The organism is Yersinia sp. 2553 StPb PI (assembly GCF_052217105.1).
Classification (GTDB): Bacteria; Pseudomonadota; Gammaproteobacteria; order Enterobacterales; family Enterobacteriaceae; genus Yersinia; species Yersinia enterocolitica_E.
In genome coordinates this window covers 1,493,541-1,508,901 of the sequence record NZ_JAZGPX010000002.1, presented here as the reverse complement: position 1 = coordinate 1,508,901, position 15,361 = coordinate 1,493,541, and the positions used below count along the sequence as shown (strand labels likewise).

The window sequence follows — 15,361 nt, the reverse complement described above, 5'->3', positions numbered from 1 at the left end:
CTCCAAGATTCTCATATATCACAATATTATGGGAAATTTAGTCAGTTATATCGATTATTGTATTGTTATAAATTAGCAGAGCATTCTTATAGATTTACAAGCACAGTGATAACTAAGGGGTATTTATCGAATGCGATATGTTTAGGTTAGGTGCTCCTTGGCAATTGTATGTTAATTCAACAGCCGTATTGATAAGGATTTCAACTATGATTGCAGGGCAAGAGGGAGGTAAAAAAATACCCCCCGTATAATAGGAGGGTACTTTTATCATAATAGTAAATTAACTAATACTATTACAGCAGGAAATCATCCAGTGATTTACCTTCGTCTTCAATGGCTTTCTTAATCACTGCTGGAGTACGGCCTTGGCCTGTCCAGGTTTTAGTTTCGCCATTCTCGTCTACATACTTATATTTAGCTGGGCGTGCAGCACGCTTAGCTTTAGTTGTAGCTTTAGTTGCACTCATAGTTTGCAGCAGTTCATTTGGATCAATACCGTCTGCAATAAGCATTTCACGGTATTGGCTCAATTTACGTGTGCGTTCTTCAATTTCAGCTTGTACTTGAGAATCTTCTTCGCGGCGTTCGTTAACGACCACTTCAAGCTTCTCCAGCATTTCTTCTAAAGTTTCAAGAGTGCATTCACGCGCTTGTGCACGCAGAGTACGGATGTTGTTAAGAATCTTTAACGCTTCGCTCATTGTCCTGGTCTCAAATTATAATTGGTGGGGGGGCGTCTGGATAATAATAGAGTGCTATTTTAATTTCTGCAATAGACAATTTGATTAGCATCCTCGAATTTACGTATTTTATTAGCGAAAAGTTGCTGCTTGCTACTAATAAGCGATGGCGGTTTGTTATTCTCCGTAGTGTTTTTAACGTAAAAGTTCATTTTGCTCGCTAATGACCCTACGCGAAAACATGATTTTCTCACTAAGTTATAAGTTTGCTTTATATCAATAAAGCAAAAATAGACGACTTATCGTGCTAGCGTGTGCAATAACTGATCATGCAAAAAGTGCGATATTGATATAGCTACGATGAAAGATTGAGTAAGGGAAAAGCATGCTGTATTGGTTTTGTCAGGTTCTGACAATATTTGTTATCACTATTTTACCAATTAACCATGGTAATACATTACTTGTATCATTAATGAACCAATCGCGGTACATCCTATCCGACCCTATTGCTATCCCACTCACCTAATCTGGTTAATGTTCAAGCAGCATACGTTCGCTGTATCAATATTGTGAGATTGGTCATGTAATGTACCTAATAATAGCAAGGTGCTTCAAATGAAAGTGTCGGCAGCTACATTAACGCTACCATTACTTAATATAGAAAACAGTAATATAGAGAAGTAGTCTGCTCCTCGTTAAGTCTGAATTTATGATAAACTTGATACTCGTTGTCATTGTGACCATTTATTATACCACTGGAGTTACGGGCCCATGGCTCAACTTTATTTTTATTACTCTGCGATGAATGCAGGGAAATCCACCGCGCTGTTGCAGTCTTCTTATAACTACCAAGAGCGGGGCATGCGTACCTTGGTGTTTACAGCAGAGATAGATAATCGCTTTGGTGTCGGGACTGTCAGTTCGCGTATTGGCCTGTCCTCACAGGCGCTGCTTTATAATAGTGGAACTTCACTATTATCCATTATTGCCACTGAGCATCAGGAAAAGCCTGTTCATTGTATCTTGCTAGATGAATGCCAATTTTTGACCAAAGAGCAAGTTCAGCGATTGTGTCAGGTGGTGGATGAACTGCATATCCCGGTATTGTGTTACGGTTTGCGTACCGATTTTCTCGGCGAACTATTTCCCGGTAGCAAATATTTGTTGTCGTGGGCTGACAAATTGGTTGAACTGAAAACAATTTGTCATTGTGGCCGCAAAGCAAACATGGTGCTGCGGTTAGACGAACAAGGCAGAGCTGTGCATGACGGCGAACAAGTCGTTATTGGTGGTAACGAAAGCTACGTTTCTGTTTGTCGCCGCCATTATAAAGAGGCGATTAAAGCGGCTTCTCTCCAAAATCCTTCCTAGATACTCATTGTCCACCAAGGATGCCTCACGGGATTTCTTATTGAAGCTGTGGGGTAACCAACCTTTTGCTGAGTTTACGCCATATTAAGCCATACAGCTTTATCCCTCGTATTTATGCGGGATGAAAAGCCTTGGTTTAACGTTATATCCTGGACTGGGTCATTATTTTGGCTTTATCGCCACATTTTCTACAATCTTACAAAATTAATAAAAGACACGATGTTGATCCTAATGTCTCCTTAATCAATAGCCGATTCGGGGGATGACGTTATAACGCATTAGCTTGGGTATAGCAGGGGTTGGTGGCGATGTGGCAAGCCGTATTGAGATTAGTCCGGGGATTAGATGCGTGGTCCGTAGGAACGGACTATGGCGATTTGAGCGGTTATATACCAAATGTTTTTAAGTGTGCTTATAAAAAGAAACCCCCAACAGCAATGGCAATTGGGGGCTATATCTTCTGTTGTGTAACCCCCAGCTATAAATGGGGGTTACACATTAAGATTACTATTATTTCTTGGCTTTCTTTTCAGTTTTTGGTGCAGGAGCTGCTGTAACAGCAACTTCTTCACGGTCAAGTTCTTCGCTAAATTCGCGGCCGTAATAAGTATCCATCAAAATCTGTTTCAACTCAGAGATCAGTGGGTAACGTGGGTTAGCACCGGTACACTGGTCATCAAATGCATCTTCAGACAGTTTGTCTACTTTAGCTAAGAAATCAGCTTCTTGAACGCCAGCTTCACGAATTGATGCTGGGATACCCAACTCTGCTTTGATTTCATCTAACCAAGTCAGCAGTTTCTGAATTTTCTGTGCAGTACGGTCGCCCGGAGCACTCAGACCCAGATGATCTGCAACTTCAGCATAACGACGGCGCGCTTGTGGGCGGTCATATTGGCTGAAAGCAGTCTGCTTAGTTGGGTTGTCATTCGCGTTATAGCGAATAACGTTAGAAATCAACATGGCGTTGGCTAAGCCATGCGGGATATGGAACTCAGAACCCAGTTTATGGGCCATTGAGTGGCAGACACCCAAGAAGGCGTTAGCAAAAGCGATACCCGCGATGGTTGCGGCATTATGTACACGCTCACGAGCCACTGGGTTTTTAGCACCTTCATTGTAGCTGGCTGGCAGGAATTCTTTCAGCAGTTTCAGCGCTTGCAGAGCCTGGCCGTCAGAATATTCATTCGCCAATACAGAAACATAAGCTTCCAGAGCATGAGTTACTGCGTCCAGACCACCGAAGGCACATAAAGACTTAGGCATATTCATGACCAGGTTGGCATCAACGATTGCCATGTCTGGAGTCAATGCGTAGTCAGCTAATGGGTATTTCTGGCCTGTTGCATCGTCGGTAACTACCGCAAATGGTGTCACTTCTGAACCGGTACCTGATGTGGTGGTTACCGCGATCATTTTCGCTTTCACACCCATTTTCGGGAACTTGTAAATACGTTTACGGATATCCATAAAGCGTAGTGCCAATTCTTCGAAGTGGGTTTCAGGGTGTTCGTACATGACCCACATGATTTTGGCTGCATCCATCGGTGAACCACCACCCAGCGCAATGATCACGTCTGGTTTGAAGGAGTTCATCTGCTCGGCACCTTTGCGCACGATGCTCAGGGTAGGGTCCGCTTCTACTTCGAAGAAGACTTCAGTCTCGATACCGTGAGATTTCAACACGCTGGTGATTTGATCGGCATAACCGTTGTTGAACAGATAGCGGTCAGTCACGATGAAGGCACGTTTTGCACCGTCAGTTGCCACTTCTTCCAACGCGATAGGCAGAGAGCCACGACGGAAGTAAATAGATTTCGGTAGTTTATGCCACAACATGTTTTCTGCTCGCTTAGCCACAGTTTTCTTGTTGATCAAGTGTTTCGGCCCAACGTTTTCAGAGATGGAGTTACCACCCCATGAACCACAACCTAGCGTCAGAGATGGCGCCACTTTGAAGTTGTACAGGTCACCGATACCACCATGAGAGGCAGGGGTGTTGATTAGAATTCGGGCGGTTTTCATTTTATCGCCGAAATACTTAACGCGTGCAGGTTGGTTATCCTGGTCGGTATACAGGCAAGATGTATGGCCGATACCCCCCATTTCTACCAGTTTTTCCGCTTTATCAACTGCGTCTTCAAAATTCTTCGCACGATACATCGCTAAAGTAGGCGACAGTTTTTCGTGAGCAAATGGTTCTGACTCGTCAACAACCTTAACTTCACCGATAAGAATTTTGGTGTTGCTAGGAACTTTAATGCCAGCCATTTCAGCAATTTTAGTTGCTGGCTGACCAACGATAGCGGCGTTTAAACCACCATTTTTCAGAATGATATCCTGAACTGCTTTCAGCTCTTTACCTTGTAACAGGTAGCCACCATGGGAAGAGAAGCGCTCGCGAACTGCGTCGTAAGCTGAATCAACCACGATGATAGATTGTTCAGAGGCACAAATCACACCATTATCAAAGGTTTTTGACATCAAGATAGATGCAACAACACGTTTAATATCAGCGGTTTCGTCAACCACAACAGGAGTGTTACCTGCACCAACACCGATAGCCGGTTTACCTGAGCTATAAGCTGCTTTAACCATGCCTGGGCCACCGGTTGCCAGAATCAGGTTAATGTCAGGGTGGTGCATCAGTTGGTTAGACAACTCAACTGTTGGCGCATCAATCCAACCAATAATATCTGCTGGCGCACCTGCGGCAATAGCGGCTTGAAGCACGATATCTGCAGCTTTATTGGTTGCGTCTTTAGCACGTGGATGTGGAGAGAATACGATACCGTTACGCGTTTTAAGGCTAATTAATGCCTTGAAGATAGCGGTAGAAGTCGGGTTAGTTGTTGGCACGATACCGCAGATTAAACCAATAGGTTCAGCGATAGTAATTGTACCGAAGGTTTTATCTTCTTCTAAAATGCCACAAGTTTTTTCATCTTTGTAGGCATTGTAGATGTATTCAGAAGCAAAGTGATTCTTGATCACTTTATCTTCAACAATACCCATACCTGATTCCTCTACCGCCAGCTTGGCCAGGGGAATACGGGCATCCGCTGCAGCCAGAGCTGCGGCACGGAAGATTTTATCAACCTGCTCTTGAGTAAAGTTGGCATACTCGCGCTGGGCTTTCTTGACGCGTGCTACTAGCTCGTTAAGTTCAGCGACATTCGTTACAGCCATAATGCTCTCCTGATAATGTTAAACTCTTTTAGTAAATGAGCTGTTGAAGCAACTAGTATAGTCAGGCTCTAGTATGCCGTAAGGTCAAATAGAGCTAGTTTTATAGCTTACTTTCCCATTTTTTACCGCTGATTTACTGAAAGAGCTTTTGTTCCACTAAGAATAAGATGAGGGGGAAAATATCATTTTCAACCTTTATACTCTGTTTCTCAGTGAACTTACTCTCTACCACTGCTCAGAGCTTAACTATTCTTAGGTATGTTTTTCGTGATTTAAATCACAAAATCGTCAAGCTGACACCATTCAGCAATTATTTGTTGAGAGTAATTATCATTAACATGAATAAATTGATAATTCATGACGTTAAAGCTTCATTAACACCACAGGACATTAACAAGAGTTATCATTTTAAACGGTAAAAATTTACCTTGTATAAATGCTGTTTTATTACATAGATTCCTATGACTAATTCCATTACATTAGCGCGCACATCTGTAGAAGAGCGCCCTAAGGGTGATTTTTAGTGAAAAGAACTGTGGTCAGAGGCTTGAATAATGCAGGTGCCATTCTGCATGGTTGCGACATTATTTTTGTCGCGAATTTTCCAGGCACGGGCCATAAGGTGTGTTGTCTTGGGGCATTAAATTATAATGGCCTGTTATCTGTGACGTTTTTATCAGCTATTGCGCGGAGTGATGTGTGAGTCAATCATTGTTGGACCTTTCAGGTTACATCAAGTTTTTTGTTGGCTTATTTGCACTGGTAAACCCGGTAGGTATATTGCCGGTATTTATCAGTATGACCAGCTATCAGGCAGCGGCTGGGCGGGATAAAACTAACCTGACAGCTAACCTGTCAGTGGCGATTATCTTGTGGATATCCTTGTTCTTGGGGGATGCCATTCTGAAAATTTTTGGTATTTCCATCGACTCATTCCGTATTGCCGGTGGGATTCTGGTCGTCAGCATTGCGATGTCGATGATCAGCGGCAAACTCGGTGAGGATAAGCAGAACAAGCAGGAAAAAACCGAAACGGCGGTCCGTGAAAGTATCGGTGTTGTGCCACTCGCATTGCCCCTGATGGCAGGGCCAGGTGCCATCAGTTCAACAATTGTTTGGAGTTCCCGCTATCACAGCTGGCAGAATTTGTTAGGCTTGACGGTGGCTGTGGCCTTGTTTGCGTTCTGTTGCTGGTTGCTATTCCGGGCGGCTCCGCTGCTGGTTCGGCTGTTAGGGCAAACCGGTATTAACGTTATAACGCGTATTATGGGGTTGTTGCTGATGGCATTAGGCATCGAGTTTATTGTCACCGGTATCAAAGCGATTTTCCCCGGATTACTTTAATCTATCCCCATATCCCACGGTATGTAGGTCACCGGTATTATTACGGGTGACCTTTGCTGTTTTTCAGCCTGGTATTTAAATATCTAAGCATTATTTTAGTGCAGAATATGTATGTAATTTAATCTATTGCACTTAAATGCTGCAATAATGCTATCTCTATAAAGATAATTTGGCTTAAGGCTTATTTACTCATCTTTAATAAATCATTCAGTGACCCTCAGAGTAAACTAAATACGCTATTTGTTGTTAAAATGCTCACATCATTCTGTAGGGCTTGTGCGGAATTTATCTAGGTGTTATTAGTGATTACTCTGTAATCAGTAGGTGTTTATTCTGGTATTAGTGCTAATGTTAACTTTATGTTTCTAGAACGGCTTTTTTGACATTTTTTTTGCTGTGAATTTAAATTTTAAATGATTTTTTTTGAGCTAAATCATATAGATGATTATTTCTTAGGCGACTAATTAAGATAGGTAATATCGTTAGTTACTCTGTAGAAAAGAGAATTGCTTAACATTTCTGTAAAATTTATTGGCGTCAGATTTCGGGTTCTGTTAGTTTTCGGACAACTTCCCGACAAGAGATTTCTTGTTTTTTAATGAAACTAAACCGAATTTTGATTTTTGGAATAGTTATTGCTAGTCGTTGTGGGCAGCAGATTGACGTAAACCTTGAGAAAAACATCACGAAATCTCGTAAAAGGGCGGTTTGAAATGCAAATAAAGTTTAAGCAACCACCACTGGCAATAATTGGCGCTATTCTGGGTTTGTCATTTTCGGCTGTATCAATGGCGGCGGCAGTTCCGGCCAGTGTGGCATTAGTGATAGATCAGAGTATTACCATTAATAATGGTTCCGAGGTTGCCTCATTAGACCCGCATAAGGTTGAAGGCATTCCTGAAACCAATATTATTCTGAATTTATTAGAAGGTCTGGTGAGCAATGATGCTAATGGGCATATAATTCCGGCAGTTGCCATACGCTGGGATAATGACGGTTATAAAGTCTGGACCTTCCATTTGCGAGATAACGCCGTGTGGAGTGATGGAACTCCGGTCACTGCTCAGGATTTTGTCTATAGTTGGCAGCGTTTGGCTAGCCCTAAAGTGGGTTCACCTTATGCCAGTTATTTGCAGTATGCCCAAATTGAGAATGTTGACGAGGTATTGAAAGGGACCAAAAAACCGGATGAATTAGGTGTTAAGGCATTAGATAGCAAAACCTTGCAAGTGACGCTAACGGAACCGGTTCCTTATTTTATCAGCATGTTATCTCACACCTCGATGAAGCCGGTTAAGCGTGAGGCTGTTGAAAAGTATGGTGATAAATGGACTCTACCACAAAATTTTATCGGTAATGGCGCTTTTCAGTTAAAAGAATGGGTGGTTAATGAGCGGATTGTGCTGGAGCGTAGCCCGACTTACTGGAATAACAACGAAACGGTCATCAATAAGGCGACTTTTTTACCGATAACGTCAGAAGTCAGTGATATTAATCGCTATCGCAGCGGCGAAATCGATATGACTAACAGTGCCATTCCCCCGAATTTATTTGCCAAAATGAAAAAGGATCTGCCATCGCAGGTTCATATCAGCCCATACCTCTGTACTTTCTATTACGAAATTAATAATAAAAAAGCACCATTCACTGACGTCAGAGTGAGAACGGCAATTAAATTAACGCTGGATCGCGACATTATTGCGACTAAAATTATGGGGCAAGGGCAGATCCCTGCCTATGGCTTTACCCCGACATTTACCGCAGGGGGTAATTTCGCATTGCCAGAATGGGCCAACTGGACTCAAGAACAACGCAATGCAGAGGCGAAAAGAGTGCTTGCCGAGGCCGGTTTCAATGCCCAAAATCCATTAAAGTTTACGTTGCTTTATAACACCTCAGATCAAAATAAGCAGCAGGCGATTGCCGCTGCCTCTATGTGGCAGAAAAACTTGGGTGCTACCGTTACCTTGCAGAATCAAGAATGGAAAACCTCTCTAGAAAGCCGCCATCAAGGGCAATTTGATGTTGCCAGAGCAACATGGTGTGGTGACTACAATGAGCCGACCGCTTTTCTGAATATGCTGCTATCGGATAGCAGCAATAATACTTTCTTCTATAAAAATCCAGCATTCGATGCGCTGTTAGCTAAAACGCTGACGACTTCGAGTGTCGAGGCGCGCGCTGCTTTATATCAACAGGCAGAGAACTTATTGGATAAAGATTCTGCAATGGTGCCGGTCTATTATCGAGTCAGTGTTCGACTTATTCGGCCAACTGTCGGCGGATTTACCGGTAAAGACCCACAAGATTTAGTGGATTTAAAAAATCTTTATATGCGTAAGTTGCAGTAAATATTAAGTTATAAAAGTTTATCGCAGCAAAACAGACTTATATGTCAATTGTTCACAAGCGAAAATCGCGGTGGCATGACAGCAAATAAGAGACAGACAAGGTAATAGGGATGTATAGCACAGTACCGATTTTAGTCTGATGCTAATACATATAGGGCATTACATGGCCGGGTTCGTTCCCCGCGCAATGTGATTTAAAGATACCTTTTAAAGGTGAAGCTTGCTCAGTCTCTGAGCGACGCAATAATAAAATCTGGAGTAGATATCAGCATGACCAACATCACAAAGAAAACTTTCCTGGCCGCAGGTATCGCTGCTGCTATGGGTATGATGGCTGTGGGAACTGCCTTTGCCGCCAATGTGCCGGCAGGTGTACAACTGGCCGAGAAACAGGTTTTAGTTCGCAATAATGGTTCCGAACCTCAGTCACTGGATCCGCATAAAATTGAAGGTGTGCCTGAATCCAATATTTCGCGCGATTTATTGGAAGGGTTGGTTATTAACGATCCAAACGGCAAGATTCTGCCTGGTGTCGCTGAAAGTTGGGATAACAAAGACTTTAAAGTTTGGACTTTCCATCTGCGTAAAGATGCTAAATGGTCAAATGGTGACCCTGTAACAGCACATGATTTCGTTTATAGCTGGCAACGTCTGGCGGACCCTAAAACAGTTTCTCCGTATGCGAGTTATGTACAATATGCCCATATCGCGAATATCGACGATATTATTACCGGCAAAAAATCACCTGATACCTTGGGTGTAAAAGCGTTAGATGACCATACTTTGGAAGTCACGTTGACCGAACCTGTTCCTTATTTAGATAAACTGTTAGCTCATCCATCCATGTCTCCAGTTAATAAAACTGTGGTTGAGAAGTTTGGTGAGAAGTGGACTCAGCCACAGAATTTTGTCGGTAATGGTGCCTATAAGTTAAAAGATTGGACCGTTAACGAACGTATTGTGTTAGAACGCAGCCCAACCTATTGGGATAATGCGAAAACAGTTATCAATCAGGTTACTTACCTGCCAATCTCTTCTGAAGTGACTGATGTTAACCGCTACCGCAGCGGCGAGATCGACATGACCTATAACAACATGCCGATTGAATTATTCCAGAAACTTAAAAAAGAGATCCCACAAGAAGTTCATGTTGACCCGTATCTGTGCACCTATTATTACGAAATCAATAACCAAAAAGCGCCATTCACCGATGCACGTGTTCGTGAAGCACTGAAACTGGGTATGGATCGCGATATCATCGTGAACAAAGTGAAAAACCAAGGTGATTTACCTGCCTATGGCTTTACGCCTCCGTACACCAGCGGTGCAGAATTGACCCCACCAGAATGGTTTGGCTGGACCCAGGAAAAACGTAATGAAGTGGCTAAGAAGTTGCTGGCTGACGCTGGCTACACACAAGATAAACCACTGAAATTTAACCTGTTGTATAACACATCTGATCTACACAAAAAATTGGCTATTGCGGCAGCATCTATTTGGAAGAAAAATCTGGGTGTTGACGTTAAGCTGGAAAATCAGGAATGGAAAACCTTCCTTGATACCCGCCATCAAGGCACTTTCGATGTAGCGCGTGCTGGCTGGTGTGCTGACTATAACGAACCGTCGTCATTCCTGAACATGATGCTATCTGACAGCAGCAATAACACGGTGCATTATAAGAGCCCAGCCTTTGATAAGTTGATCCAAGATACGCTGAAAGTAAAATCTGAAAAAGAGCGTGCCGGTTTGTATCAACAAGCTGAGGTATTGCTGGATAAAGATTCTGCTATTGTGCCGTTGTTCTACTATGTGAATGCCCGCTTAGTGAAACCTTATGTCGGTGGATATACCGGTAAAGACCCACTGGATAATATGCACGTAAAAGATCTTTATATTATCAAGCACTAATATATTAAGGGCAGCAGCTGAATTAGCGTGCTGCCCTTATTGCGTTGATAATATAAAGTCGCAGTAAGAGGCTAAAGGTACAGGCAATGTTAAAATTTATTCTACGCCGCTGTCTGGAAGCGATTCCGACACTTTTTATTTTGATAACCATTTCATTTTTTATGATGCGTCTCGCCCCAGGAAGTCCGTTTACTGGCGAGCGTAATCTTCCTCCTGAAGTTATGGCCAATATTGAGGCAAAATATCACCTCAACGACCCGGTTTATAAACAGTATTTCAACTACTTGGGTCAACTTGCGCATGGCGATCTTGGGCCTTCGTTTAAATATAAAGATTACACTGTGAACGATCTGGTGTCTGCATCGTTTCCCGTCTCTGCGAAGCTTGGTTTTGCAGCATTTTTACTCGCAGTAGTATTAGGAGTTAGTGCTGGGGTCATTGCGGCACTGAATCAAAATACCAAATGGGATTATACGGTAATGGGCTTTGCCATGACTGGGGTGGTCATCCCGAGTTTTGTGGTCGCCCCCTTATTAGTGTTGGTTTTTGCCATTATATTGAAATGGTTACCGGGTGGTGGTTGGAATGGCGGAGCGCCGAAGTTTATCATTTTGCCGATGGTCGCGCTGTCGTTGGCTTATATCGCCAGCATTGCACGTATTACCCGTGGCTCAATGATTGAGGTTCTTCACTCTAACTTTATCCGTACGGCGCGAGCGAAGGGATTACCACTGCGGACCATCGTATTACGCCATGCATTAAAACCGGCGTTGTTGCCTGTTTTATCCTATATGGGACCTGCGTTTGTAGGGATTATCACCGGTTCGATGGTTATTGAGACCATCTTTGGTTTGCCGGGCATTGGTCAGTTGTTTGTCAACGGAGCGTTAAACCGCGATTACTCTTTGGTGCTGAGTTTGACCATTTTAGTCGGCGCTTTGACTATTTTATTCAATGCGATTGTTGACGTGCTGTATGCCGTTATCGATCCTAAAATCCGTTACTAGCACTGGAGCACGCCAATTATGTTGAGCAATAAAAATAGCGAAGCTCTGGAAGTTTTCAGTGAAAAACTGGAAGTTGAAGGGCGCAGCCTTTGGCAGGATGCCCGCCGTCGTTTTGTTCATAACCGCGCGGCGATCACCAGTTTGGTGATCCTAATGTTAATTACCCTATTTGTTATTTTGGCGCCGATGTTAGCGCAGTTTACTTATTCAGACACGGACTGGGGCATGATGTCAGCCGCCCCGAATATTGAGTCTGGGCACTACTTCGGTACTGACTCTTCTGGTCGGGATCTGTTGGTTCGTGTTGCTATTGGTGGTCGGATCTCATTGATGGTGGGGGTGGCTGCGGCGTTGGTTGCTGTGGTTGTCGGCACCTTGTATGGCTCTTTATCGGGCTATCTCGGCGGGAAAGTCGATTCACTGATGATGCGCCTGTTGGAGATTCTTAACTCATTCCCCTTCATGTTCTTCGTTATTCTGTTAGTGACCTTCTTTGGCCAGAATATTCTATTGATATTTGTGGCGATCGGTATGGTGTCCTGGCTGGATATGGCGCGTATTGTTCGTGGACAAACATTAAGTTTGAAACGGAAAGAGTTTATTGAGGCCGCATTGGTGGGCGGTGTTTCCACACGTAATATCGTATTGCGTCATATCGTTCCGAACGTGTTGGGTGTGGTGGTGGTGTACGCTTCTTTACTGGTTCCCAGTATGATTTTGTTTGAATCTTTCCTGAGTTTCCTCGGCTTAGGCACCCAAGAACCCTTGAGTAGTTGGGGCGCATTGCTAAGTGATGGCGCCAACTCCATGGAAGTGTCGCCATGGTTGCTGATGTTCCCTGCCGGTTTTCTGGTAGTGACCTTGTTCTGTTTCAACTTTATCGGCGATGGCTTGCGTGATGCCCTCGATCCGAAAGATCGCTGAGGAGTAGCACTATGACGACTATTGATAATCGGTCTGCTGTTCAGCAATCGGCATTGTTGGAACAAAATAGACAGTTGGAACAAAATATCCTGCTGGATGTAAAAGATTTAACCGTGACTTTTGGTACGCCAGATGGTGATGTAACGGCAGTTAACGCCCTTAATTTTGATCTGCGTGCGGGTGAAACATTAGGCATTGTAGGTGAGTCTGGCTCAGGGAAATCGCAAACAGCTTTTGCTTTGATGGGGTTGCTGGCCAGTAATGGCCGGATAGGGGGGTCTGCAAAGTTTAATGGCCGCGAAATCTTAAATCTGCCGGAAAAACAGTTAAACCGTTTGCGGGCTGAGGAAATCTCGATGATATTCCAAGACCCAATGACCTCGTTGAATCCTTATATGCGTGTTGGTGAGCAGCTAATGGAAGTGCTGCAACTGCATAAAAAGATGAGTAAAAGCGAAGCATTTGAAGAGTCAATTCGTATGCTTGATGCGGTAAAAATGCCAGAAGCACGTAAGCGCATGCGCATGTATCCCCATGAGTTCTCTGGTGGTATGCGTCAGCGGGTAATGATTGCAATGGCGCTGTTGTGCCGCCCTAAATTATTGATTGCCGATGAGCCAACAACGGCACTTGATGTCACCGTTCAAGCACAAATCATGACGTTGCTGAATGAGCTAAAGCATGAATTCAATACCGCGATTATCATGATCACCCATGACCTTGGCGTCGTTGCCGGAATCTGCAATAAAGTTCTGGTGATGTATGCAGGTCGAACGATGGAGTATGGTCAGGCCCGCGATGTGTTTTATCACCCAAGTCACCCTTATTCTATTGGTCTACTGAATGCGGTTCCTCGTCTTGATGCTGAAGGCGAATCTCTTATGACGATACCGGGTAATCCGCCGAATTTATTGCGCTTGCCGAAAGGTTGCCCATTCCAACCGCGTTGCCAATATGCCATGGATCGCTGTGGCGTGGCCCCGCCATTGGAGCATTTTGGTGATGGCCGTTTACGTGCCTGTTATAAGCCAGTAGGGGAACTAGTATGAATGCCATGACTGAGAAGAAAGTATTGCTAGAAGTGGCTGATCTAAAAGTCCATTTTGATATTCAGGATGGCAAACAATGGTTCTGGCAGCCATCAAAAACACTAAAAGCTGTTGATGGTGTAACATTGCGCTTGTATGAAGGCGAAACCTTAGGTGTGGTTGGCGAATCTGGCTGTGGCAAATCAACATTCGCCCGTGCCATTATTGGTTTGGTGAAAGCGACCAGTGGCAGTGTTTCATGGTTAGGTAAAGATTTGCTTAGCCTGAGTAATGCACAATGGCGCGCGACCCGTAGTGATATTCAGATGATATTCCAGGATCCACTGGCTTCACTAAACCCGCGTATGACCATCGGTGAAATCATCGCTGAGCCGCTGCGAACTTATCATCCCAAAATGTCGCGTCAAGAAATTAAAGATAAAGTTAAAGCAATGATGCTTAAGGTCGGCTTGTTGCCTAACTTGATCAACCGATATCCCCATGAATTTTCGGGGGGGCAGTGTCAACGTATTGGTATTGCTCGTGCATTGATTCTTGAACCGAAGCTGGTTATCTGTGATGAACCGGTCTCCGCGCTTGATGTGTCAATTCAGGCGCAAGTGGTGAACCTGTTACAGCAATTACAGCGCGAAATGGGCTTGTCACTAATATTCATCGCCCATGATTTAGCGGTGGTGAAGCATATTTCTGATCGGGTTCTGGTGATGTATTTAGGCCACGCAGTGGAGCTGGGGACCTACGATGAGGTTTATCATAATCCACAGCATCCCTATACCAAGGCGCTCATGTCGGCGGTACCTATCCCTGATCCTGACAAAGAAAGGGCGAAAGTGATTCAGCTACTGGAGGGGGAACTGCCTTCACCGATTAATCCGCCATCAGGCTGTGTATTTCGCACTCGTTGTCCGATTGCCGGGCCGGAGTGTGCGAAAACCCGCCCACTGTTAGAGGGTAGCTTCCGCCACGCGGTATCTTGTCTGAAAGTCGATCCGCTATAACATTCTGATAGTGATTGTCCAAAAGCAAAACCCTCGTCAGAGAAATGACGGGGGTTGTTATGATTACGGTATTAGCAGCCATGGGGGAAGGGACGTGTAACGATCACTCTTTCCACAAAATATGGCAAAGTTTATGGTCTTTTTCGCGGCACAGAAGAACTCGCGCAAATACATCATTAATCTCTTCACCATCACTATCAGCAAGGCCGATAACAACTTCGGCGAAAAAATCAGGGTTTAAATCAAAATCGACATGTTCTTGCCAATCTTCGGCTGGATCAAATAACTCCGCACCGCCACGCTCTTCAAACTGAAGGTTAAACAATAAAATATCTGCCGGATCGAGATTGTCCCCCGCCAGCTCCAGAAAGATATCGTAAGCCTGTTCCAGTGTTTCATCTTCAGTCAGGCGGTTATTGAGATCCATTAAGCTTGGCTCTTGTCTATTCTGGTCCATTTGCCGATTCCCATTTGTTATTTGCAGATTGCGCTCATTAAAACATTCTATATGCCGCTTTTACAATTATTATGCTATCTGAA

Annotated in this window: 11 protein-coding genes; 8 read left to right on the top strand and 3 right to left on the bottom strand. The window is 43.9% G+C overall.

The features are described from left to right. Nucleotides 1-293: 293 nt before the first annotated feature. Entirely contained in the window at nt 294-701 is a 408-nt protein-coding gene (gene hns / locus V2A84_RS08180; protein ID WP_083158951.1) for a histone-like nucleoid-structuring protein H-NS, read from the bottom strand. A 750-nt stretch (nt 702-1,451) separates the two neighbouring features. On the opposite strand from hns, the gene V2A84_RS08175 reads away from it, so the two are divergent. Continuing rightward, nucleotides 1,452-2,051 carry a thymidine kinase gene (locus V2A84_RS08175; RefSeq protein WP_083158950.1) on the top strand — a complete coding sequence of 200 codons (600 nt, stop codon included), beginning with the start codon at nt 1,452-1,454 and terminating at the stop codon, nt 2,049-2,051. Between the two features lie 510 nt (nt 2,052-2,561). Here V2A84_RS08175 and adhE read toward each other — a convergent pair. Beyond that, nucleotides 2,562-5,240 (bottom strand): bifunctional acetaldehyde-CoA/alcohol dehydrogenase, encoded by a 2,679-nt coding sequence (adhE, locus tag V2A84_RS08170; RefSeq protein WP_083158949.1) that lies wholly within the window; start codon nt 5,238-5,240, stop codon nt 2,562-2,564. 699 nt (nt 5,241-5,939) lie between these two features. Between adhE and V2A84_RS08165 the strand changes: the two genes are divergently transcribed. The 7 genes from V2A84_RS08165 (at nt 5,940) to oppF (ending at nt 14,821) form a co-directional block, all read left to right on the top strand. Further along, complete coding sequence (locus V2A84_RS08165; RefSeq protein WP_050101351.1) at nt 5,940-6,584, top strand: YchE family NAAT transporter; 645 nt, start codon at nt 5,940-5,942, stop codon at nt 6,582-6,584. A gap of 713 nt (nt 6,585-7,297) precedes the next feature. Continuing rightward, nucleotides 7,298-8,935 carry an ABC transporter substrate-binding protein gene (locus V2A84_RS08160; RefSeq protein ID WP_372569140.1) on the top strand — a complete coding sequence of 546 codons (1,638 nt, stop codon included), beginning with the start codon at nt 7,298-7,300 and terminating at the stop codon, nt 8,933-8,935. A gap of 270 nt (nt 8,936-9,205) precedes the next feature. Continuing rightward, nucleotides 9,206-10,843, top strand: coding sequence for an oligopeptide ABC transporter substrate-binding protein OppA (gene oppA, locus V2A84_RS08155; protein ID WP_083158945.1), 1,638 nt, complete (start codon nt 9,206-9,208; stop codon nt 10,841-10,843). A gap of 86 nt (nt 10,844-10,929) precedes the next feature. Continuing rightward, on the top strand, nt 10,930-11,850 hold the full coding sequence (gene oppB, locus V2A84_RS08150) for an oligopeptide ABC transporter permease OppB (RefSeq protein WP_083158944.1): 921 nt from the start codon (nt 10,930-10,932) through the stop codon (nt 11,848-11,850). A gap of 15 nt (nt 11,851-11,865) precedes the next feature. Beyond that, nucleotides 11,866-12,774, top strand: a complete 909-nt coding sequence (gene oppC, locus V2A84_RS08145) for an oligopeptide ABC transporter permease OppC (protein ID WP_083158943.1) — start codon at nt 11,866-11,868, stop codon at nt 12,772-12,774. Nucleotides 12,775-12,785: 11 nt separating this feature from the next. Next, nucleotides 12,786-13,823: an ABC transporter ATP-binding protein gene (locus V2A84_RS08140; protein ID WP_083158942.1), complete on the top strand. Its 1,038-nt coding sequence runs from the start codon at nt 12,786-12,788 to the stop codon at nt 13,821-13,823. Then, nucleotides 13,820-14,821 (top strand): murein tripeptide/oligopeptide ABC transporter ATP binding protein OppF, encoded by a 1,002-nt coding sequence (gene oppF / locus V2A84_RS08135; RefSeq protein ID WP_083158941.1) that lies wholly within the window; start codon nt 13,820-13,822, stop codon nt 14,819-14,821. Before V2A84_RS08140 ends, oppF begins: the two co-directional genes overlap by 4 nt. 103 nt (nt 14,822-14,924) lie before the next feature. Here oppF and V2A84_RS08130 read toward each other — a convergent pair whose 3' ends face one another. Then, nucleotides 14,925-15,248 (bottom strand): HI1450 family dsDNA-mimic protein, encoded by a 324-nt coding sequence (locus V2A84_RS08130; protein ID WP_032819973.1) that lies wholly within the window; start codon nt 15,246-15,248, stop codon nt 14,925-14,927. Nucleotides 15,249-15,361: the final 113 nt, after the last annotated feature.